The organism is Verrucosispora sp. CNZ293 (assembly GCF_002754655.1).
Map to the genome: position 1 here is coordinate 4362908 of NZ_PEFR01000001.1, position 21845 is coordinate 4384752.

A 21845-nucleotide genomic window follows, 5' to 3' on the forward strand; every position below is an offset into this window, starting at 1 on the left:
CTACCGTCACCACGGCACACCGGACCGTACCGCACGCGAATTGCGCCTGTCGATGGCTGTGGGCAACGGTCCGGCTACAGGGCGGCCTGGGAGGTCGAGCGGCGGCGGTCAGCCCTTCCAGAGGGCGAGCATCATCGCCTCGACGGCGATTCGGGGCTTGACGTTGGCTTCGATAGCGGCACGACAGGTGAGCACCGCCTCCAGGCGACGCAACGCACCTTCCGCCTGCCAACTCCGAGCGCCCGCCTCGGCCAGCTCGGCGGTGTCGAGGTGCACCGGCGACACCTGTGCACCGAGTGCCATGGTCAGCGCGTCGCGGTAGAAGGCGGCGAGATCCACCAGAGCCCGGTCCAGCGCGTCCCGCTGGGCCCGGGTCGCCCGCGACTTCTGACGTCGTTCCAGTTCCTTGAGTTGCCCGGCGGTGCCCCGGGCGGCGCTGGCCGCGCCCCGGCCGGTGCCGCCGGCACCGAGCGCCGTCTCCAGCGCGGCGCGCTCCGCGGCGTCGACCTCCGCGACCGATGCCTCGGCCTCCGCCTCGGCGGCCTCGATCAGCGCGGACGCCGCGTCGAAGGCGGCACCCACCCCGGTGAGCCGACGCGGCACCGCGAGCACCGCCTCCCGCCGGGCCCGAGCCTGCGGATCACGGGCCAACCGCCGGGCCCGCCCCACATGGCCCTGCGTGGCGGCGGCCGTCCAGCGGGCCACCTCCGGGGAGATCCCGTCGCGACGAACGAGCACGTCGGCCACCGCCTCGGCCGCCGGCTGGCGCAGCGGCACCACCCGGCACCGCGACCGGATGGTCACCGAGATGTCGTCCGGGTGGGTGGACGGCGCGCAGAGCAGGAAGACGGTACGCGGCGGAGGCTCCTCCACCGCCTTGAGCAGCGCGTTTCCGGCCGCCTCGGTCAGCCGGTCGGCGTCTTCGATGATGACGACCTGCCAGCGCCCACCGGTCGGCGTACTGGCCGCACGGAGCACCAGCGCCCGCATCTCGTTCACCCCGATGGAGAGTCCCTCGGGCACCACCAGGCGGACATCGGCATGGGTGCCGGCGAGGGTGGTGTGGCAGCCGGGGCACTCGCCGCAGCCGGTGCCGTGGACGCACTGGAGCGCGGCGGCGAAGGCCCGCGCCGCGACCGACCGACCCGAGCCGGGCGGGCCGGTGAAGATCCAGGCGTGGGTCATTCCCCCGCCCGGGTCGGCGCCGCCGGCCACCTCGGGCTCGCCGGTGGCGCGCAACACTGCGGCGGCAGCGGCGGCGGCCCGGCGCAGCGTTTCCACCGCCTCGTCCTGCCCGACCAGGTCGGCGAAGGTGTCCGGCATCAGCTCCGCTCCGTCGTCACCAGCTCCGACGGGGATAACTCGGGCTGCACCGAGGTGTCCGGGCCGTGCGCCGGTCCCGGGTGCTCGACCCCGTCGGGGCTGCCGAGCAGTTCCTCCACCCGGCGGGCGACCCGCGCGGCGATCTCCTCGGCCGGGCGGGCGGCGTCAAGCACCAGGTAACGCTTCGGGTCGGCGGCAGCGAGATCGAGGAAGGCGTAGCGGACCCGGTCGTGAAAGGCGAGCGACTCGGCCTCCAGCCGGTCGGCGCTCTCCGCGCGCGCGGCGACCCGGGACAGGCCGGTACGCGGATCGACGTCGAGCAGCACCACCAGATCGGGCTTGAGCCCACCGGTGGCCCAGGAGGAGAGCCAGGACACCTCGTCGACCGGAAGCGTCCGGCCGGCGCCCTGGTAGGCCAGGGACGAGTCGACGTACCTGTCGCTGATCACCACGGCCCCCCGGGTCAGGGCGGGCCGGACCACCGTGGCCACGTGATGTGCCCGGTCGGCGGCGTAGAGCAGCGCCTCGGCGCGCGGGGACGGGGCCTCCTCCGGCGCGGTGTCGAGCACCAGCGATCTGATCCGGGCGCCGACGCCTGTGGCACCCGGTTCCCGGGTCACCACCACGTCCCGGCCCTGGCCATGGAGCAGCTCGGCCAACTCGCCGAGCTGGGTCGACTTGCCGGCACCCTCGCCGCCCTCGAAGACGACGAAGAGTCCCGCCGAGACGAACGGCTCGGCAGGCATCAGCGGACGGCCCCGGATCGACCCCCACAGGTCGGCCAGGACCGGCACGCCCTTTTTGTCGTCCATCTGCCCGAAGGCGCTGATCCCGGCGAAGATTCCGGCCGCGCCGGCGGCGAGCAGCAGCAGGCGGGTGGAGGAGACGGAGATGCCGAGGTCGGCGATGGCGAGCGTGCGGGAGCCACCGACGCCGGCCAGCAGGCTGCCGAGCGCGATGGCCAGGATCAGCACGAGCCGGGTGCCGATCTGCACCACGGCGAAGACCCGGCCGCGTACCTCGTCGGCGACCTCGCCGCCGAGCAGGGTGGTGCCGGAGAGGAAGGCCATTCCGGCACCGGCCCCGACGAGGACCGCGCCGACAAGCGCCATGGACAGGTGGATGGCGAAGGCGAGCGTCATCACCGAGGCGCTGGCCAGCACGATGCTCATGCCGAACCAGCGGCGTCGGGACATCTCCCGCACGATCATCGGTCCGAGCCCGATGCCGATCGCCAGACCGATGAAGATCGCGCCGAACAGCAGGTAGAAGGCGGCGTCACCGGCACCGAGCGAGTCGGCGAAGAACCGGGCCGTGCCGATCACGATGCCGCCGCCGGCGAAGGCGCCGAGGATGCCGAGGACCAGCCCCCGCACCAGCGGAGTCTGACCGATGTACTTCCAGCCCTCGGTGAACTGGCGCATCATGCTCTGCTCGGTGCGCTCCTGCTCGTCGGTCTGACCCTGGCTGATCTCCTTGATACCGAAGGCCACCACGACGGCGGTGGCGAGCCGGGAGAAGGCGTTGAACCAGAGCGCGAGTTGGGCCGGCTGGGCCCAGTCCGGCATCTCGCCACCGGTGGCACCCCGGACGATGCCGTCGCCCGAGGCCAGCAGGATCGCGGCGGCGACCGGGGTCAGGCCGTACGTGGTGATCAGGGTGAGCTGGTTCGCCGACTCCAGCCGGGCCCGTGGGATCAGGTTCGGTACCGCGGCTTCCTTGGCCGGGATCCAGAGCAGGGTGACCGTCTCGATCAGGAAGGTGGCGATCGCCGCCCAGCTGACCACCCGGGCGCCACTGGCCCCGGTCAACGCGTAGAGCGGGATGGAGGCGAAGAGCACGAACCGCAGCAGGTCGCAGATGACCATCGTCCAGCGCCTGTCGAACCGGTCGGCGAGCACTCCGGCGACCGGGCCGAGCAGCAGGGCGGGTAACAGCCGAATGGCGATCACGCCGCCGAAAGCCGCGCCCTTGGCGGTGCTGCCCTCCACCTGGGCGGCGGCGAAGACGCTCGTGGCGAGCAGGCCGAGCCAGTCACCGAAGGAGGCCGCGCCGAGCACGATCCACAGCCGGCGGAACGGCCGGATGCGCAGCACCGAGCGGATCGCACCGTACCCGGTCAGGTCGGGTTGGCCGCCGGGTCCACCCGGCGGGCTCGGTGGCCCCGCCTTGCCGGGCTGGTTCGGGGCACCACCGGACCGGCCGGTCGTGTCGCGTCCAGTTGGGCGGGCGGGCTGGTCGGCTGTGCCGGCGGGCTGGTCCTTGGACGGCGACACGCCGGACGACTCGCCGTTGAACTCGCTTTCGATGGCCGTACCTCCACGTGCCGGCCCATCGCTGGGCACCCCCGGTGGAACACTCTAGACCCGGTATGGACGTCTTCCCGTCCTGCACCGCCTGCTCGCCGAGCCTAGGCCGCCGTGGCCAGCCCGACCCAGGCAACGCAGACGCGAGGGTATTTCGCATTAACCGTTTCACAGTTAGCGTGCACACGTGGCCACCGACAGCGAGAATCTGCGCCACCGGCTGGACCGGGCGACCGCGCACCTCGATCCGCCGTACGCGGTGGTCGACCTCGGCGCCTTCGACGCCAACGCCGCCGCGCTCGTCGACCGGGCCGGCGGAAAGCCGCTGCGGGTCGCCAGCAAGTCGGTACGCAGCCGCGAACTTGTCGCCCGTGCGCTGGCCCGACCGGGCTGGCACGCGGTGATGGCGTTCACCCTGCCCGAGGCCGTCTGGCTGGTCCGTAGCGGGATCAGCGCCGACGTACTGGTGGCGTACCCCACCGTCGACCGGGGCGCGCTCGCCGAACTGGGCGGCGATCCGGGGCTCGCCGCCGCGATCACCCTGATGGTCGACGATCCGGATCAACTGGACTTCTGCGACACGGTGTCGCCTCCCGCACGCCGGTCCGAGCTACGGATCTGCCTTGACCTGGACGCCTCATGGCGACTGTTGGGCGGGCGGGTGCATGTCGGCGTCCGCCGCTCACCGGTGCACAGCGCGCGGGCGGCCGGCCGGCTGGCCGCCACGGTCGCCCGCCGGCCGGGCTTCCGGCTGGTCGGGCTGATGTCGTACGAGGCGCAGATCGCCGGCCTGGGCGACGCACCGCCCGGGCGGGCGGCGCTCGGCAACGCGATCCGGCTGGCTCAGCGCGGGTCGTACCGCGAGTTGCTGGTCCGCCGGAGCGCGGCGGTGGCCGCCGTACGCGAGCACGCCGACCTGGAATTCGTAAACGGCGGCGGCACCGGCAGCGTTGCCGCGACCGGCGCCGATCCCGCAGTGACCGAGATCACCGCGGGATCGGGCCTGTACGGGCCGACGCTGTTCGACGCGTATCGCGCCTGGCGCCCCACTCCGGCGGCCTTCTTCGCCTGCGGGGTGGTCCGACGCCCGACGCCGGACCTGGCCACCGTGCTGGGTGGTGGCTGGATCGCCTCCGGCTCGGCCGACCGCAGTCGGCTGCCCCGACCCTGGCTGCCCGACGGGCTCAGCCTGCTCGGCGCCGAAGGTGCCGGCGAGGTGCAGACCCCACTTACCGGCCCACCCGCCGCCCACCTGCGCATCGGCGACCGGGTCTGGTTCCGGCACGCGAAGTCGGGCGAGCTGTGTGAGCGGGTGAACGAGCTGCACCTGGTGGACGGTGACCAGGTGGTGGCCACCGTGCCGACCTACCGGGGCGAGGGTCGAGCCTTCCTCTGACCGCCTGACCCGGTTGGCTGCCCGGCCGGCAGAGCGGCGGAGCGGCTGTCCGGCCTGAGCGGATCGGTCTCAGGCGGGCTGGGCGGCCGGCTGCGCGGGTTCGGCGTCGGCGACGATCTGGTCGTCGGCCGGCTTCGCGGGCTGCACCACCGGCCGGCGGCCGGCATCACCCCGCGCGTTGACCTGCCGGTGCAGGTACTCCCGGATCAGCGCCTTCGCCTCGGTCAGCACCCGGTCGTCCCCGTCCGGCTTGCGCCGGAACGCCAGCTTGATCAGGGAGTCGGCCGCCTCCACCGCGATCTCCAGATGGAAACGCAGGTCCGGCACGTCGGCCAGCCCGAACCGCTCGGTGAGCACCCGGCCCAGTTGATCAGCGATCACCCCGTTGTTGTCCCGCTGCTCATCGAGCAGATGCAGGTCGACCACGTCGCCGAAGTGCAGGGTACGGAACCCGGGAACGGTGCGGTGCATCGTGATGTATTCATCGATCCCCGCATCGACCCCGTCCCACCAGTGGGTCAGGTCGTCCGAGGCGAAGCGTTCATCGAGCCGCTGGAGGTAGGACTCCATCGTGCGCAGCGTCAACGCCTGCACGATCGCCCGCTTGTCCGGAAAGAACTGGTAGACCGACCCGATCGCCACCTCGGCCCGCTCGGCGAGCAGGGTGGTGGTCAGCCCCTCGTACCCCACCTCGTCGACGAGTTCGGCGCAGGCGTCCAGCATCCGCTGGACCCGCGCGACACTACGACCCTGCACTGGTACTCGACGCAGTGGCCCGGTCGTGGCGGCTGAAGTGGACACTCGCCACCCCCTCTCGACGGATGAACATATCTGCACGTCACGAGTCCGTGACTACCGGTACAACGAGCGGACCTCGATTGCGGTGTTTACCAGGGACAACGTTCCTGATATGAATTCGGTTCATATTCATCTTTAGGAGCGGGCATGGCCGAGAGCACCGCCACCGAGACCGCCGCCTGGTCGAACTGGGCAGGCAACCAACGCGGCGTGGCGACCGCCGTACTACGGCCGTCCTCGGTTGACGAGGCCGCCGAACAGGTCCGTCGTGCCGCCGTAGCCGGTGAGCGGATCCGCCCGGTCGGCAGCGGCCACTCCTTCACCCCCGTCGCGGTCAGCGACGGGCAGCGGATGGACCTGACCCGACTCGCCATCGACGTACGCGTGGACGTCGATCGACGCCTCGTCACCGTACCGGCCGGAATGACGCTGCGGGAGGTGAACGCCCTACTCGCCGGCCACCGGCTGGCCCTGCCCAACCTCGGTGACATCGACGCGCAGACCGTGGCCGGGGCCATCTCCACAGGCACCCACGGCACCGGTGCGGCCCACGGCGGCCTGGCCACCTTCGTCGAGGCACTGACCCTGGTGACCGGGACCGGAGAGGTGCTGCGCTGCTCCGCCGAGGAGCATCCGGAGGTGTTCGACGCCGCCCGCGTCTCGCTCGGCGCGCTCGGCGTACTGGTCGAGGTGACGTTGCGCTGCGTGGACGCCTTCGTCCTGCTGGCACACGAACGTCCGGCGGCACTTGACGCCGTGCTGGCGGAGCTGCCCGACCTGGTCGACGCGCACGACCACCTGGAGTTCTTCTGGTTCCCGTACACCACTCGGGTGCAGCTCAAGACGAACGACCGGGTGCCTGTCGACGACCGCCCGCTGTCCCGCTGGCGGGGTTGGCTGGACGACGACTTCCTGGCCAACACCGTCTTCGCCGGAGCCTGCCGGCTGGGCCGCGCCGTACCGGGCCTGGCACCGGGGATCAGCGCGATCTCCGCGCGGGCGCTCAGCGAACGCCGCTACACAGGACGCTCCGACGCCGTGTTCTGCAGCCCACGCCGGATCCGCTTCCTGGAGATGGAGTACGCGCTGCCGCGCGAGGCCCTGCCCGAGGCGCTGGAGGCGGTGCGCCGCATCATCGACCGGTTGCCGTTCAAGGTGCTCTTCCCGGTCGAGGTGCGGTTCGCCGCCGCTGACCCGATCTGGCTGTCCCACTCCTACGGCCGCGATTCGGCGTACCTCGCCCTGCACCAGTACGTCGGCATGCCGTACGAGCCGTACTTCCGGGCCTTCGAGGAGGTGGCGACCGGGCTGGGCGGCCGGCCACACTGGGGCAAGCTGCACTGGCGCGACGCCGCCTCACTCGTCGCCGCCTACCCCCGCTGGCCCGACTTCCAATCCGTACGCGCCCACCTAGACCCCCACCACACCTTCACCACCCCTTACCTGACCACCCTCCTCGGCTGAACCCACCGCGAATCTTGGTCCGAATCCGCCCCTCCGGGGGCGCTGTCGCACCAAGATCCGCCGGCTATCCACAGGGGCAGCGCTGGGAGACGGTGCTCGGCAGGGTGGTGGCATGGGGAGTCGGGGTGCGGGACCAGTGGAGGGGCCATCCGTTCAGGGCGGATCAGCGGGGCGCGGGGTGGGACCGGGGCAGCGACGAAGCGAGCGAGCGGTCCAGCGGGCACACCAACGCCGGCGTGGACGGGATCCGGGGGCTGGCTGGCGAAACGCTCGGGAGCGTAATCCGGGTTCGACATCCCGGCGAGGATGGGGGTCGGTCCCACCAAGGGACGACGCGGATGAGCTGACCTGGTTGCTGTTCCACCAGGAGCAGGTGCTCAGCCTCGATCAGGCCCGTCAGCACCTGTCGCCGAAGGCCATCCGGCACCGGGTCACGTCCGGTCGTTGGCGGCAGGTGCATCGAGCCGTTTACGTGACGCACAACGGTCCTTTGACACCTGGGCAACTGCCGTGGATCGCCGTTCTGTCCGCCGGCCCGGCGGCGATGCTCGGTGGGTTGAGCGCCGCTCGGGCGTGGGGCCTGCGCAGACATGACGACGGATTCGTGCACCTGCTCATACCGGCCGGACACCGCCGCGTGCGATGCCGCCCGGTGTCCAGGTGCACCGCACCACCATTCTGGCCGATGAGGACGTTCTCCACGTCGGGCAACCGCGTCGGACGATGCCGGCTCGGTCGATCGTGGACGCAGCGCAATGGGCGGCCGATGACCATGAGGCGTGTGCCATCATCGCGGCCGGATTCCAGCAGCGCCTCGTCGGCGGCGACGATGTCCAGCGCGTACTCGATCGCCTGCCCCGCGCCCGGCGGCGCAGCCTGATCCGGCAGACGGCCGTCGACGCGGCCGGTGGCGCTCACTCCCTGCCGGAGTTGGAGTTCCTCGCCCTCGTCCGGCGCGCCGGGTTGCCCGAGCCGAGCCGGCAGGCCGTCCGGCGGGATGCCGCCGGCCGGCGCCGCTACCTGGACGCGCTGTTCGAGGAGTGGGGAGTGCTCGTGGAGATCGACGGCGGCCAGCACCTCCATCCGGCCACGGCATGGGCGGACATGCGCCGGCAGAACGACCTGTGGCAGCGCGGCGACCGGGTGCTCCGCTTCCCGGCCTGGGCCATCCGCCACGCACCCACCCAGGTCATCACCCAACTTCGCACCGCCCTGACAGCGGCGGGTTGGCACCCCTGACGACGCAGATCTTGGTCCGCGAGCGCCCCGCAGGGGGCGTTTTCGGACCAAGATTCGGCGCGGTCAGTCGGTGGTGCGGGCTTTGGCCGGGGTGGATTTGGCGGCGGGGGTCTTCTTGGCGGTGGCCTTGGTGGACTTGGTGGCGGTGGCCTTCTTGGCGGTGGCCTTTTTGGCCGGGGCCTTCTTGGCGGCGGCCTTCTTCTTCGGGGCCGGGCCCTTCGCCCGCTTCTCGGCGAGCATCTCGGACGCCTCCTCGAGGCTCAACTCCTCGGGCGTCTGGCCGCGCCGCAGCGAGGCGTTCGTCTCCCCGTCGGTGACGTACGGGCCGAACCGGCCGTCCTTGATGACAAGCGGCTTCTCGGTCAGCGGGTCGGCGCCCATCTCCCGCAGCGGCGGCGCGGCGGCTCGCCGCTGGCGGGCCTTCGGTGCGGCAAGCAACGCCAGGGCCTCGTCAAGCGTGACGGTGAACATCTTGTCTTCCGAGTCCAGCGAGCGGAACTCGTCACCACGCTTGACGTACGGGCCGTAGCGGCCGTTGTTGGCGAACACCTCCGCGCCGTCCGGGCCGACCCCGATCAGCCGGGGCAGGCTGAGCAGCTTGAGCGCCTGGTCGAGGGTGAGCGAATCCGGCGACTGCGAGCGCAGCAGCGACGACTTGCGCTCGCCACTTGCCACGTACGGGCCGAACCGGCCGGACTTGAGCAGGATCGGCTCCCCGGTCGCCGGGTCGTCGCCGAGCTTGCGTTCGCCGCCGCCGCCGAGGAACAGCTCGTGCACCTTCTCCGGGGTCAGCTCGTCCGGCGCCAGCCCCTCCGGGATCGGCGCCCGGTCGCCCGGGGTGGTGCCCTCCTCGCCCTCCGCGGCGGGTGCCTGCTCCTCGCCGGGCACCTGGCGCTGCAGGTACGGCCCGTACCGGCCGACCCGCACCACCACCTCACGCCCCTCGTCGTCGGTGAAGAGCGGGATCGAGTTGACACTGCGCGCGTCGATGTCGCTGAGGTTCTCGGTGACCAGCTTCTTCAACCCGCCGGAGCGGGCGATGTCCTGGTCTCCGGCACCGTTCGTGGTGCCGAAGTAGAACGCGGTGAGGAAGTCGACGGCCGCGTGGTCGCCACCGGCGATCTCGTCCAGCTCGTTCTCCATGCTGGCGGTGAAGTCGTAGTCGATCAGGCGCGGGTAGTGCCGTTCCATCAGCCCGATCACCGCGAACGCCAGGAACGACGGGATCATCGCCTGGCCGCGCTTGACGACGTACCCCCGGTCCTGGATCGTCTGCATGATCGACGCGTAGGTCGACGGGCGGCCGATGCCCAGCTCCTCCAGGGCCTTGACCAGCGACGCCTCGGTGTAGCGGGCCGGCGGCTGGGTGTGGTGACCCTGCGCGGCCAGCTGGTCGGCGGTCAGCGGCTGGTCCTTGACCAGGTTCGGCAGGCGGCGCTCGGCGTCCTCGGCCTCGGCGTTCTCGTCGTCGCTGGACTCGACGTACGCACGCAGGAAGCCCGGGTCGGTGATGGTCTTGCCGGTGGCGCCGAAGTCGGCCTCCTCGCCGCCGGAGGTGGTCGCCCGGATCCGCACCGAGACGCTGGAGCCGACCGCGTCGGTCATCTGCGAGGCGATGGTGCGCCGCCAGATCAGCTCGTAGAGCTTGAACTCCTCGGCCGACAACTCCTTGGCCACGTCGCCCGGGGTGCGGAAGTTGTCCCCCGCCGGGCGGATCGCCTCGTGCGCCTCCTGCGCGTTCTTCACCTTGCCGGTGTAGCGGCGCGGCTCCGGCGGCACGCTGCGCTCGCCGTACAGCTCGACGATCTGCCGGCGGGCCGCGGCGATGGCGGTGTCCGACAGGTTCACCGAGTCGGTACGCATGTAGGTGATGTAGCCGTTCTCGTAGAGCCGCTGCGCGGTGCGCATCGTCTGCTGCGACGACAACCGCAGCTTCCGGGCCGCCTCCTGCTGGAGGGTGGAGGTGATGAACGGCGCGTACGGGCGACGCCGGTACGGCTTCTCCTCGACCCGGGTGACGGTGAACGGCCGGCCCTCAAGGCGGGCGGCGAGCCCTCGGGCCCCGCCCTCGTCGAGGTGGACCACGCCGGCACCGGGCCGGACCCGGCCGGTGGTGGGCTCGAAATCCTTGCCGGTGGCGATCCGGTCGCCGTTCAACGCGACAAGTGTGGCGTTGAAGCTGCGCGGCCCCTCACCGGGGTTGGTCACCGCGAGGGTGGCCAGGATGTCCCAGTACTCGGCGGTGCGGAAGGCCATCCGCTGCCGCTCCCGCTCGACCACGATGCGGGTGGCCACGGACTGCACCCGGCCCGCCGAGAGCTTCGGCATGACCTTCTTCCACAGCACCGGGGAGACCTCGTAGCCGTAGAGCCGGTCGAGGATGCGTCGGGCTTCCTGGGCGTCCACGAGATCCCTGTCGATCTCGCGGGGGTTGGCCACCGCCGCCTGGATCGCCGGCTTGGTGATCTCGTGGAAGACCATCCGCCGGACCGGCACCTTGGGCTTGAGTGTCTCCACCAGGTGCCAGGCAATCGCCTCGCCCTCGCGGTCCTCGTCCGTGGCCAGGAAGATCTCGTCGACCTCCTTGGCCAGCTTGGTCAGCTTGCTGATCTGCTGCCTGCGGTCGGCGGAGACGACGTAGAGGGCGTTGAAGCCGTTGTCGACGTCGACGCCGAGCCGCGCCCACGCCTCGCCCTTGTACTTCGCCGGCACGTCGGCGGCGTTGCGGGGCAGGTCACGGACGTGCCCGAAGCTGGCCTCCACGACGTACCCCGGGCCCAGGTAGCCCGAGATCGTCTTGGCCTTCGCCGGAGACTCGACGATGACCAGACGGGTGGTTCCAGCGTTGCTCGGCACGTCTGTTTCGACCTCATTCCCACTCAATGGCCGCGCCTGGCCGGCTTAGGGCGCACTCGTCCCACCGGTTCCCGGCGGTCCGGATGTCCAACGTAACGCGCCGCCCGTGTTTCCGGTTTCGCGGGCGGCAATCCGCCCCGGACGATCTGTGGTCACGCCGGACGGCGTCACCGTACACCCTGGGTAGGGTGCCGAGCGGGCCACTGTGACCATGGCAGCCCCTCGGTGAAGGTCAAACCCGGCCGATTCTCCCTGTGTTCCCGGACACCCGGCTGTCTCCCATCGGACAGCCGCGCCGACCGTCAGACCCGGCTCGGCCAGGCCGTGGGCGGGCTCGCGGGCGGGCGCTCACCGACCAGCTCGGCCAGTCGCCGGGTGCCGCGGCTGCCCATGATCCGGTACGCGGGACCACCCGGTCCCGCCTCGATCAGGTCGCCGGTCAGCCCGGCCGCGGCCAGGGCGGCACCGACCACGGCCCACCGCGCCGGGTCGCTGCCACCGAGGTGGAGCAGGAAGTCGGGCGGATCGGCCACTCCGGCCGCGGCGAGCCAGAGACGCAGCCGCCGGCCGTCGAGCTGGAACCCCCGGGGCGGATGCTGCGTCGGGCCGCGCAGCCAGGCCGCCGCGAGGGGCACGAGCGTCCGGGTGTACGCGGTGCGTACCGCGTAGCGCTGGTCCTCGGTGGGTGCCCAGTTGCTCCGGACACCCCGCTGGGCCAGCTCACCGATGAGCACGTGCACCCGCCACGCGGCGGCCACCACCACCGACAACCGGGCTGTGCCGCCCATCCGGTGCACCTCACCCGGGCCGGCGAGCAGGCCGGCGAGGTCGGCCACCGAGGGTTCACCGGTCTCCGCGCCGAAGAAGACAAGTTGCCGGTCGGTGGCGGTCGCGTCGGCCGGTGACGCCGTCGGGTCGGCCGGGGAGTCGCCGTCGATCGGCGGGTCGACGGAGGTGGGCCGACGGCCGGCCAGCCGACGGCGGCGCGACGCCTGTGGCGTCTCGACGGGCGGTGGGAAGGACACCGGCAGCTGTTGCGCCGCCGGTGTCTCGCCGGAACCGCTCACCGGCATTCGGGTACCTCGTCGAAGGCGCGCTTCAACTCCTCGGAGTCGAGTCGGCTGGTGTCCAGCGCGCTCGCGTCGTACTCCTGCTGGAGCGTTTCCACGGCGGCCTGGACACCGTCGTAGAAGGTGCTGGCCTCGCCGGTACCCAGACCGTCGATGGTGGTCCGGGCCCGGCCGTAGGCGTCCCGCATCGACGCGAGCGAGGCGCGGAAGCCGGCGGAGACCTCCTCGCCGTGCTCGACCTCGGGGACTCCGGCCTGCTCCACCTTGCGCCGGGCGGTCTCGCTGGCCTGCTCGGCGCCGCCGAAGAGTCGGACCAGGTTCTCCTTGGCCTGTGCCGGGGTGGTCTGCGCGGTCATCTGCTGATCGGTGCTGTTGGTCAACTTGCTGATCTCGGCCCGCCAGGGGGTGAGCGCCGAGCAGACCGAGGCGGCCCAGGCCCGCGGACTGGGGCCGCTGGAGCCGCAGGCGACCAACATCATCAGCGTGGCCAGGACCACCGTGAACTTTCCGGCGGCTGCCGCCCGGCACGTACGCATGCGTTGCAGCGTACGGCTTCTCTTCCCGGTCGGCACCGGTCATCGGTACCGGGTCCGGAGCGGCGACCGGTCCCCGGCCGGCAGACGTTGCCAACCGGGGACCGGTGTGTCCTACCCGTCAGGCCTTGATCGACTCCGGACGGGGGTCCGCAGTGCCGGTACCGCTGTCGGTGTCGTCATCCATGGCGATGCCCTTGCGCTTGCTGAACACCACCGACGCGACGATGATCGCCGTCGCCACCGCGGCGATGGTGACCCGCAGGCCCACGTTGCGGTCGTCGCCCACGCTCCAGGCCACCACGGCCGGCGCGATCAGCAGCGCGACCAGGTTCATCACCTTGAGCAGCGGGTTGATCGCCGGGCCGGCGGTGTCCTTGAACGGGTCACCGACGGTGTCGCCGATGACCGTCGCGGCGTGCGCCTCGGAGCCCTTGCCGCCGTACGCGCCGTCCTCGACCATCTTCTTGGCGTTGTCCCAGGCACCACCGGAGTTGGCCAGGAAGACAGCCATCAGCGTGCCGGCACCGATCGCACCGGCCAGGTACGACGCCAGCGCGCCGGGCCCGAGGCCGAAGCCGACAGCGATCGGCGCCAGGATGGCCAGCAGGCCGGGAGTCATCAGCTCGCGCTGCGCGTCCCGGGTGCAGATGTCGACAACCTTGCCGTACTCCGGACGCTGGGTGCGGTCCATGATGCCGGGCAGCTCACGGAACTGCCGGCGGACCTCCATCACCACGGCACCCGCCGAACGGGAGACCGCGTTGATGGCCAGACCGGAGAAGAGGAACACCACAGCCGCACCGATGATCAGGCCGACCAGGTTCTGCGGGTTCGACACGTTCAACGCGTTGAGGATCATGTCGTTGACGTCGCCCACACCCGCGTCGGCGTACGCGGTGCGCAGCGTGTCGGTGTAGGAGCCGAACAGCGCCGTCGCGGCCAGCACCGCGGTGGCGATCGCGATGCCCTTGGTGATCGCCTTTGTGGTGTTGCCGACGGCGTCCAGCTCGGTGAGCGTACGGGCGCCGTGCTCGTCGATGTCGCCGGACATCTCGGCCACGCCCTGGGCGTTGTCGGAGATCGGGCCGAAGGTGTCCATCGCGACGATCACGCCGACGGTGGTGAGCAAACCGGTACCGGCCAGCGCCACGGCGAACAACGAGAGCGTGATGGAGCCGCCGCCCAGCAGGAAGGCGCCGAAGACACCGGCGGCGATGAGCAGCGCCGAGTAGACCGCCGACTCCAGGCCGACGCTGATGCCGGCGAGGATGACGGTTGCCGCGCCGGTCTGCGAACTCTTGCCGATGTCCTGCACCGGGCGCCTGTTGGTCTCGGTGAAGTAGCCGGTGAGCGCCTGGATGGCGGCGGCCAGCACGATGCCGATGACGACCGCGCCGATGACCACACCGCGCGGACCGAAGAGCGGATCTCCGCCGTTGACGTTGAGCGTCTCCCGCCAGTCGTCACCGAGCTGCGCCGCCCAGGTGGGCTGGAGGTAGGCGAACGTTGCCACCGCGACCAGCACCGCCGAGATCAGCGCGGAGAGGTAGAAGGCGCGGTTGATCGCGGTCAGGGCATTGCGGTCGGAGGCGCGCAGCCGGGTGATGAAGACGCCGATGATGGCGACCAGCACACCGATCGTGGAGATGATCAGCGGCAGCACCAGCCCGTCGGTGCCGAACGCGGCCCGACCCAGGATCAGCGCGGCGACCAGGGTGACCGCGTACGACTCGAAGAGGTCGGCAGCCATGCCGGCGCAGTCGCCGACGTTGTCGCCCACATTGTCGGCGATGGTGGCGGCGTTGCGCGGGTCGTCCTCCGGGATGCCCTGCTCCACCTTGCCGACCAGGTCGGCGCCCACGTCGGCGGCCTTGGTGAAGATGCCACCACCGACCCGCATGAACATGGCCAGCAGCGCGGCGCCGAAGCCGAAGCCCTCAAGCACCGTCGGCGCGTCACCCCGGAAGATCAGTACGACAAGCGCGGCACCGAAGAGGCCGAGGCCGACGGTGAGGAAGCCGACCACGCCACCGGTCCGGAAGGCGATCTTCATGGCCGACTCGCGGCCACCTTCACGCTCCCGGGCGGCGGCCGCCACCCGCAGGTTGGCCCGGGTCGCCAGCCACATGCCCGCGCCACCGATGAAGGCGCTGAACACGGCGCCGACCACGAAGAAGAGCGAGCGACCGATCTTCACCGCGACTTCGCTGCCCTCGGTGTTGTGCACCGGCAGCAGGAACAGCAGGACCACGGCGATCACCACGAAGATCGCCAGGGTCCGGAACTGCCGGAGCAGGTAGGCCGAGGCGCCCTCCTGCACGGCCCCGGAGATCTCCTGCATGTTTGTGGTGCCCTTACCGGCAGCCAGCACCGTCTTCGTCAACGCGGCGGCGAAGGCGAGCGCGACCAGCGCGATCACCGCGGCGATGACGACGTACGTGACATTGGCTCCGGTGAGGGAGATCCCGCCGCCCTCGGCGGCCAAGGTGTCGGACATCTGTGTCCTCCTGTGCCGAACAACGCGCCGGCCGGTGGAGACGCACCGTCCGGCGCCTGGATGCGAATTCGCAAGCGCGCGCCGATCCACCCGGCGAACCAGCGACTCCACGCCCATCTGTGCTGGCTGCCGGGTGGATCACTTGCTGACAACCCGCGTACTCTAGCCCTCTCCAGTGTTCGAGGTCACACCGAGGTGGCGGCGGGTCTGGATGATCTCTGTCGCTGTGTTATTAACCGAAATCTGATATAGGAACCGATCCATCCTGCGGCAGCGGGTCGCCCCAGCGCTCAGCGGTTGAGCGGCCAGACCATTCGCACCTCGGTGCCGATGCCCTCGTCGACGGGCCGCACCTGAAGATCCTCGACGAACCCGGCGAGCAGGGCGAACCCGACACCTGTGGTCAGGTCGTCCTCGTTCAGCGACTCGTTGGCCAACTGATCGGCGTCGAGCGCGGCCAGACCGATGCTCGCCTCGATAGGCGCCCGGTCCACCACCCGCACCGAGTACGCCCCGGAGTCGGACATCTCCACGAGCACCGGCTCGACGACGCCGTACTGGCGGTGCAGGGCCACCGCCCGGGTGCACGCCTCGCCGATGGCCAGGCGCACCTCGTCGAGCAGGTCCTCGCGGACCCCCGCCCGCCGGGCCACCGCGACGCCGACCAGCCGGGCGGTACGCACGTGCACCGGCGCGGGTGAGAAGGAGAGCCGGACCGTCGCCATCACTGGCCGGCGCCGGTCGCCGCTTCGACCGTCGGATACAGCGGGAAGACCTGGTCCAACGCGGTGATCCGGAAGATCTTGAGCAGGGGCTCCTTGTCGCAGACCAGGGCGAAGGTGCCGTCCGCGGTACGCAGCCGCTTGAGCGCGCCGACCAGCACGCCCAGCCCGGTGGAGTCGAGGAAGTCCACCCGACCCAGGTCGACCACCACGTGCCGGGCCCCGGCGTCGATCAGTTCCAGGAGCCGTTCGCGCAGCCGGGGGGCGGTGTAGACGTCCACCTCACCGCCGACCTCGAGCACCGTGTGCTCACCCACGGTGCGGGTCGCCAGCGACAGCTCCATCCGTCCTCCTCAGGCAGCCGTGAACTCTGTTGGCATCTAACCACTACCCCGGGGGCGGGCGGACGACTCACCGGGCCAGGTCCATCTGTACCCGGCACGCCGATTTCCAATTTCCGTACACCAGTGCGAGAGTGCAGGACGTGACCTCGGCAGCCACCGTATCCACCGGCAGCGGCCCCGAGCGCCCCACCGATGCCGTTCCGACCGGCCCACCGGTCGCGTCGCCCGGAGAGTTGCTGCGCCGGTTACGCCAGCGACACCCCGCCGATCCGGTCACCCACATCGAGCGGGTGCCGCCCCGCGTCGGGGTACCGGCACCGTGGCCGTCCTGGACACCTGAGGGCCTGCGCGCGGCGTACGCCCGACGCGGCGTGACAACGCCGTGGCAGCACCAGGCCGACGCGGCAGGTCTGGCGTACGACCGCCGGCACGTCGTCGTCGCCACCGGCACCGCTTCCGGCAAGTCGATGGCGTACCAACTGCCGGCGCTGGCCACGCTGCTCGCCGACCCGCGCGCCACGGTGCTCTACCTGGCACCGACGAAGGCGCTCGCCGCCGACCAGTTACGCGCCGTCGCCGCACTGGAGATCGAGGGCGTGCGCCCGGCCTGCTACGACGGTGACACCCCGCGCGCCGAGCGGGAGTGGATCCGCCGGCATTCCCGGTTCGTGCTGACAAACCCCGACATGCTGCACCACGGCATCCTGCCCGGGCACGCCCAGTGGTCCGGCTTTCTGCGCCGGCTGGCGTACGTGGTGGTCGACGAGTGCCACGTCTACCGGGGTGTGTTCGGTTCGCACGTCGCCCACGTGTTGCGCCGGCTGCGGCGGCAGTGCGCCAGGTACGGGCGCGCCGGCGGACCGACGTTCGTGCTGGCGTCGGCGACCTCGGGCGACCCGGCCGCGGCGGCCGGCCGGCTGACCGGCCTGCCGGTGGCGGCCATCACCGAGGACACCTCGCCGCGCGCGGGCGTCACCTTCGCCCTCTGGGAACCGCCGCTGCTTCCCCCGGACCCGTCCGCCGCCGGTCCGGAGCCGGCCACCGGGTCCGATCTGACCCAGGTCCGCCGGTCGGCGCTGCGGGAAACCGCCGACCTGCTCGCCGACACCGTCGCCGCCGGAGTACGCACGCTCGCCTTCGTCCGCTCCCGGCGGGGCGCCGAGGTGGTGGCGACAAGCGCCCGGCGCAGCCTCGACGAGGCGGTACCCGGCCTCGGTGACCGGGTTGCCGCGTACCGGGCCGGCTACCTGCGCGAGGAACGCCGCGAGTTGGAGCGGGCGCTGCTGCACGGCGACCTGCTCGGGCTGGCCTCGACAAATGCCCTGGAGCTGGGGGTGGACCTGATCGGGCTGGACGCGGTCGTGATCTGCGGCTATCCGGGCACCCGGGCCTCGCTCTGGCAGCAGGCGGGCCGGGCCGGACGCTCCGGCCAGGAAGCCCTCGCGGTGCTGGTGGCCCGGGACGACCCGCTGGACACCTACCTGGTGCACCATCCGGAGGCGGTCTTCGGCACCCCCGTTGAAGCGACAGTGCTCGACCCGGCCAACCCGTACGTGCTCGGCCCGCAGTTGGCCTGCGCGGCGGCCGAGGCCCCGCTGACCCCGGCCGACCTGGACCTCTTCGGTGACGGCGCCAAGGAGGCGGTGGCGGCGCTTGTCGAGGCGGGCGCGCTACGGCAACGACCGACCGGCTGGTACTGGCGGCACCGGGAACGGCCCGCTGTGGATCTGCGCGGCGAGGGCGGCGCCCCGGTCTGCGTGGTGGAGGCGGCGACCGGCCGGCTGCTCGGCACCGTCGACGGCGGCTCCTCACACTTCCTGCTGCACACCGGAGCGGTCTACCTGCACCAGGGCGTGTCGTACGTGGTCGACTCGCTGGACCTCGACGACGGATGCGCGCTGGTGCACCCCGAGGAGCCGGACTGGTCCACCCACGCCCGCGACGTCACCGCCCTGTCGGTGGTCTCGGTGCGCTCCTACGTCGACGCCGGGCCGGTCGGCCTCTTCCTCGGTGAGGTGGACGTGACCAGCCAGGTGGTCTCCTACCAGCGGCGACGGATCGCCACCGGCGAGGTGATCGACACCCGCCCACTGGACCTGCCGGCGCGCGAGCTGCGTACCGCCGCCGTCTGGTTCACCCTCTCCCCCGAGTCGCTCACCGCCGCCGGGGTGGATCCGGCCGACGTACCGGGGGCACTGCACGCGGCCGAACACGCCGCGATCGGGCTGCTGCCCCTGGTCGCCACCTGCGACCGGTGGGACATCGGCGGGCTCTCCACGGCGGTGCACCCCGACACCGACGCCCCGACCGTATTCGTCTACGACGGCCATCCGGGGGGTGCGGGCTTCGCGGAGCGGGCGTACGGCATGGCGGCGTCCTGGCTACGGGCCACCCGCGACGCGATCGCGGAGTGCGGCTGCGAGGCCGGCTGCCCATCCTGTGTCCAGTCACCCAAGTGCGGCAACGGCAACAATCCGCTGTCCAAGCCGGACGCCATCCGGGTGCTCGACGTGGTGCTCGCCAACCTGCCGGAGTGACCGTCCGGGTATGAAAACCGGGGCCGGCGGGCAATGATGATGGGAGCGCTTCCATCGAGCGTCGTGCTTGCTGTTCGTTGTCCTTTGCCAGCATGGAGGAGAGGCCGTGGCCGACACCATCGCCGAGACCGTCGACCTGCTCTACACCATTGACCAGGAGAAGCTCGACATCAACCAGCAGATCGCGCTGGGCACCGCGCTAGCCACCCTGGCCCAGGCCGAACGGCTGGATCAGATCAACGAACGCCTGCGCACCATCCAGCAGTTGTTGACCACCATGACGCACCGGTCGGCCGCCGACGGCATCCGCTGACCCGCGGTCCCTGGAGGCAGCCGTTGTCCGGCTGTGCGACACTCCGGCGCACCACAGTTGAGGAGTTCTCATGCAGCTCGACAGCTTGCAGGCGCAGCGGCAGTTCCACATCCGCCAGCGGGTGCGATTCATGGTCAACCAGTACGAGGTGCACAGTGTCGCGCCTGACGGTTCCGAGGGCGGCCTGTTGGCGTTCGCCCAGCAGAAGCGGCTCGCCTTCAAGGAGCAGGTGACGATCTACGCCGACGAGGCCAAGCAGCAGCCGCTGCTCGGTTTCAAGGCGCGCCAGCGCCTCGATCTCGGTGCCACGTACGACGTCACCGACCACGCCGGCACCCCTATCGGCCTGTTCCGGAAGGACTTCGCGCAGTCCCTGCTCCGCTCGACCTGGCACGTCGAGCAGGCCGGCCTGCCGAACGTCACAGGTCAGGAGCGCAGCATGCCGGTGGCGCTGCTCCGCCGGTTCGTCGACTCGCTGTCCTGGTTGCCGTACCACTTCGACTTCGTCGCGGACGGCCAGCCCGTCTTCACCGTGGTCAAGAAGTGGGGTCTGCGTGACAGGTACGTCGTCGAGATCCAGCACCCGCAGATCGACCGTCGCCTGGTGATCGCCATGGCGGTCGCCCTCGACGCCCTCCAGGGCCGCTGACGCCAGGCCCGGCTCCAGCGTTCAACCACGGCCCGGGCCCGGCCCGCTCGACCACCACGCCGAGCGGGCCGGCCTACCCGCCACCCCGGGATCGGTGCGCTACCGGGGCATCGCGTCGCCGCTGGTACCCGGTCAGCCACGCAGCGGGCCGGCCCGGCTGGTGGCCCTGGCCGTCCGGGTCATTCCCGGTAGCGGAGCCACGATCACCTCCGTGGTGACGAGCACGTCCAGCCCGTCGAGGCGGCACCACACCAGCCGGGCCTGGTTCGCGGCGACCAGTTCCGCTGCCCGGGCGCAGGCGACCGGCTCGTCCTGAAGGGCCCGAGCGGCACCCGCGAGGGCACCGAGATCAGCGGCGACCCCTGCCTGCTGTCGCGCCACCCGGGCCGCACCCACCCCGGCGCCGAAGAGACCTGCCACCACGAACAGCAGCCCCACCCCGAGCAGGCAGATCGTGGCCCCACCCCGCTCACCGTCCCCGACCGCTCGTCGGGCGTGTAGGCCGCGCCCTCGGGCGGCGATGGCAGAGCCAGCCGCGACGACGCTCATGGCTGCGGCTCCGGCAAGCCCGGTTCGACCGCCGCGACGGCCGTGGCCACGACGCTGATCGCGGGCAGGTCGGCGCCGAGGGTACGAACGGAGGCGCGGACCGTCACCCGGACGTGCGCACCGTCCAAGACCACGTCCACCTCCGCGCCCTCCGGGGCTCGTCCGCCGCCGACGGTGACACCCGCCTCTCCCCGGGCCGCGGCGAGCGCCGCCTCCCGGGCGGCGTCCAGGCAGGCAGCCTTGGTGCTCACCGCGTTGATCGTGGTCAGCCCGGTGAGCAGGAGCAGCACCAGCGCCGGCAGGCCGGCCGCCATCTCGGCAGTGAACGAGCCCCGGTCGTGGCCGGCCCGCCGGCGCCCGGTCACTTCAGTGCCCGGTCGATGACAGCGGTCAACGCGGACTGCACGCCGTCGGAGGTCAGCACCTTGAGCAGGACACCGCCGAAGGCCACCGCGGCGAGCGTGCCGACCGCGTACTCCGCTGTGTTCATCCCGGCGTCACCGCGGAGGCGGGCGAGGATTCTGCGCATGTGTTCGTCCTTTCTCGATGGGTCACAGCACGTCGCCGAGGACGGCGACGATCACCGGCACCAGACCGGCGAGAATGAAGGCGGGCAGGAAACACAGGCCCAGCGGCAGCACGATCAGCACGCCCGACCGGCGGGCGGCCGTCTCAAGCGCGACCGCCCGGTCCGCTCGCAGGTCGTCGGCGAGCCGGGTGAGCGCGCCGGCCAGCGCGGCCCCGCTGCTCGCCGAGCGGATCGCGGCGGTGGCCACCCGATGGGCTCCCGGTACCGCCGCCAGATGCGCCCACGCTTCCTGGGGGCCGCCGCCGAGTTGCAGCGTCCGGCCGACCCGGGCGAGGTGGCGGCCCAGCGGCCCGCCGAGTGCGTCGGCCACCGCCAGCACCGAGCGTTCCACGGGTGCACCGGCCCGCAACGCCGCCGCCAGCAGGTCAGCGGCGAGTGGCAGGTCGGCTGCGGCGCGCAGCCGACGACGACGGACGGCCGGCGGCTCGATCCGCCGGAGCAATCGGTCCAGCAGCACCGCAGTGGGCACCGCCGCCACCGGGCCGGCCCATCCTCCGACAAGCACCGCCACCGCCAGCCCGGACAACCCGGCGGCGAGCCGAACCAGGTCCGGCCTCCGCTGAACGGACCCCGGTGGCGGGGCCGCTGAGACCCGTGCCGGGGCTTCGTCAGCTCGCCCGTCCCGCAGTACGGCCGGTGGCATCCCACGTGACCTTG

19 protein-coding genes are annotated in these 21845 nt (G+C 71.6%); 6 read left to right on the forward strand and 13 right to left on the reverse strand.

The window, feature by feature from the left end:
- Positions 1-108: 108 nt before the first annotated feature.
- Both CLT74_RS19855 and tmk read right to left on the reverse strand, forming a co-directional pair.
- The gene (locus tag CLT74_RS19855; protein ID WP_099847868.1) at positions 109-1323 is read right to left on the reverse strand and encodes a DNA polymerase III subunit delta'; all 1215 of its coding nucleotides are present in this window, start codon (positions 1321-1323) and stop codon (positions 109-111) included.
- Positions 1323-3419, reverse strand: a complete 2097-nt coding sequence (gene tmk, locus CLT74_RS19860) for a dTMP kinase (protein WP_143697230.1) — start codon at positions 3417-3419, stop codon at positions 1323-1325. Before tmk ends, CLT74_RS19855 begins: the two co-directional genes overlap by 1 nt.
- Before the next feature lie 397 nt (positions 3420-3816).
- Between tmk and CLT74_RS19865 the strand changes: the two genes are divergently transcribed.
- Positions 3817-5025 (forward strand): amino acid deaminase/aldolase, encoded by a 1209-nt coding sequence (locus CLT74_RS19865; RefSeq protein ID WP_099847869.1) that lies wholly within the window; start codon positions 3817-3819, stop codon positions 5023-5025.
- 69 nt (positions 5026-5094) lie between these two features.
- Here the strand turns inward: CLT74_RS19865 and CLT74_RS19870 are convergent, their stop codons facing one another.
- Positions 5095-5748: a TetR family transcriptional regulator gene (locus tag CLT74_RS19870; RefSeq protein ID WP_099847870.1), complete on the reverse strand. Its 654-nt coding sequence runs from the start codon at positions 5746-5748 to the stop codon at positions 5095-5097.
- A gap of 222 nt (positions 5749-5970) precedes the next feature.
- Between CLT74_RS19870 and CLT74_RS19875 the strand changes: the two genes are divergently transcribed.
- Positions 5971-7287, forward strand: coding sequence for a D-arabinono-1,4-lactone oxidase (locus CLT74_RS19875; RefSeq protein ID WP_099847871.1), 1317 nt, complete (start codon positions 5971-5973; stop codon positions 7285-7287).
- Between the two features lie 741 nt (positions 7288-8028).
- On the forward strand, positions 8029-8526 hold the full coding sequence (locus CLT74_RS31455) for a DUF559 domain-containing protein (RefSeq protein WP_486582423.1): 498 nt from the start codon (positions 8029-8031) through the stop codon (positions 8524-8526).
- A 63-nt stretch (positions 8527-8589) separates the two neighbouring features.
- On the opposite strand, the gene topA is transcribed toward CLT74_RS31455, so the two are convergent.
- From topA to CLT74_RS19910, 6 genes are all read right to left on the reverse strand, one after another.
- Positions 8590-11382 (reverse strand): type I DNA topoisomerase, encoded by a 2793-nt coding sequence (gene topA, locus CLT74_RS19885; protein WP_099847872.1) that lies wholly within the window; start codon positions 11380-11382, stop codon positions 8590-8592.
- A gap of 302 nt (positions 11383-11684) precedes the next feature.
- Positions 11685-12455 (reverse strand): hypothetical protein, encoded by a 771-nt coding sequence (locus tag CLT74_RS19890; RefSeq protein WP_199172229.1) that lies wholly within the window; start codon positions 12453-12455, stop codon positions 11685-11687.
- Positions 12446-12988 carry a hypothetical protein gene (locus CLT74_RS19895; protein ID WP_099847873.1) on the reverse strand — a complete coding sequence of 181 codons (543 nt, stop codon included), beginning with the start codon at positions 12986-12988 and terminating at the stop codon, positions 12446-12448. Before CLT74_RS19895 ends, CLT74_RS19890 begins: the two co-directional genes overlap by 10 nt.
- A 118-nt stretch (positions 12989-13106) precedes the next feature.
- On the reverse strand, positions 13107-15485 hold the full coding sequence (locus tag CLT74_RS19900; protein ID WP_099847874.1) for a sodium-translocating pyrophosphatase: 2379 nt from the start codon (positions 15483-15485) through the stop codon (positions 13107-13109).
- Positions 15486-15775: 290 nt separating this feature from the next.
- Positions 15776-16213 (reverse strand): ATP-binding protein, encoded by a 438-nt coding sequence (locus tag CLT74_RS19905; RefSeq protein ID WP_099847875.1) that lies wholly within the window; start codon positions 16211-16213, stop codon positions 15776-15778.
- Positions 16210-16551 carry an STAS domain-containing protein gene (locus tag CLT74_RS19910; RefSeq protein ID WP_099847876.1) on the reverse strand — a complete coding sequence of 114 codons (342 nt, stop codon included), beginning with the start codon at positions 16549-16551 and terminating at the stop codon, positions 16210-16212. The genes CLT74_RS19905 and CLT74_RS19910 overlap by 4 nt, the downstream gene beginning before the upstream one ends.
- A gap of 233 nt (positions 16552-16784) precedes the next feature.
- On the opposite strand from CLT74_RS19910, the gene CLT74_RS19915 reads away from it, so the two are divergent.
- The 3 genes from CLT74_RS19915 to CLT74_RS19925 all read left to right on the forward strand — a co-directional run bounded on the left by CLT74_RS19915 (position 16785) and on the right by CLT74_RS19925 (position 20050).
- Entirely contained in the window at positions 16785-19088 is a 2304-nt protein-coding gene (locus CLT74_RS19915; RefSeq protein ID WP_486582746.1) for a DEAD/DEAH box helicase, read from the forward strand.
- A 106-nt stretch (positions 19089-19194) separates the two neighbouring features.
- Complete coding sequence (locus CLT74_RS19920; protein WP_099847877.1) at positions 19195-19401, forward strand: hypothetical protein; 207 nt, start codon at positions 19195-19197, stop codon at positions 19399-19401.
- Positions 19402-19471: 70 nt separating this feature from the next.
- A complete protein-coding gene (locus CLT74_RS19925) occupies positions 19472-20050 on the forward strand; it encodes an LURP-one-related family protein (RefSeq protein WP_099847878.1) in 579 nt (192 codons plus the stop codon).
- A 132-nt stretch (positions 20051-20182) separates the two neighbouring features.
- Here the strand turns inward: CLT74_RS19925 and CLT74_RS19930 are convergent, their stop codons facing one another.
- Genes CLT74_RS19930 through CLT74_RS19945 form a run of 4 tightly spaced genes read right to left on the reverse strand, consistent with a single transcriptional unit; the run spans position 20183 to position 21831 of the window.
- Entirely contained in the window at positions 20183-20599 is a 417-nt protein-coding gene (locus tag CLT74_RS19930) for an Rv3654c family TadE-like protein (RefSeq protein WP_099847879.1), read from the reverse strand.
- Positions 20596-20913, reverse strand: coding sequence for a TadE family type IV pilus minor pilin (locus tag CLT74_RS19935; protein ID WP_486582424.1), 318 nt, complete (start codon positions 20911-20913; stop codon positions 20596-20598). The genes CLT74_RS19930 and CLT74_RS19935 overlap by 4 nt, the downstream gene beginning before the upstream one ends.
- A gap of 47 nt (positions 20914-20960) precedes the next feature.
- A complete protein-coding gene (locus tag CLT74_RS19940; RefSeq protein ID WP_092381002.1) occupies positions 20961-21128 on the reverse strand; it encodes a DUF4244 domain-containing protein in 168 nt (55 codons plus the stop codon).
- 22 nt (positions 21129-21150) lie between these two features.
- Positions 21151-21831: a type II secretion system F family protein gene (locus tag CLT74_RS19945; RefSeq protein WP_099847881.1), complete on the reverse strand. Its 681-nt coding sequence runs from the start codon at positions 21829-21831 to the stop codon at positions 21151-21153.
- Positions 21832-21845 lie beyond the last annotated feature (14 nt).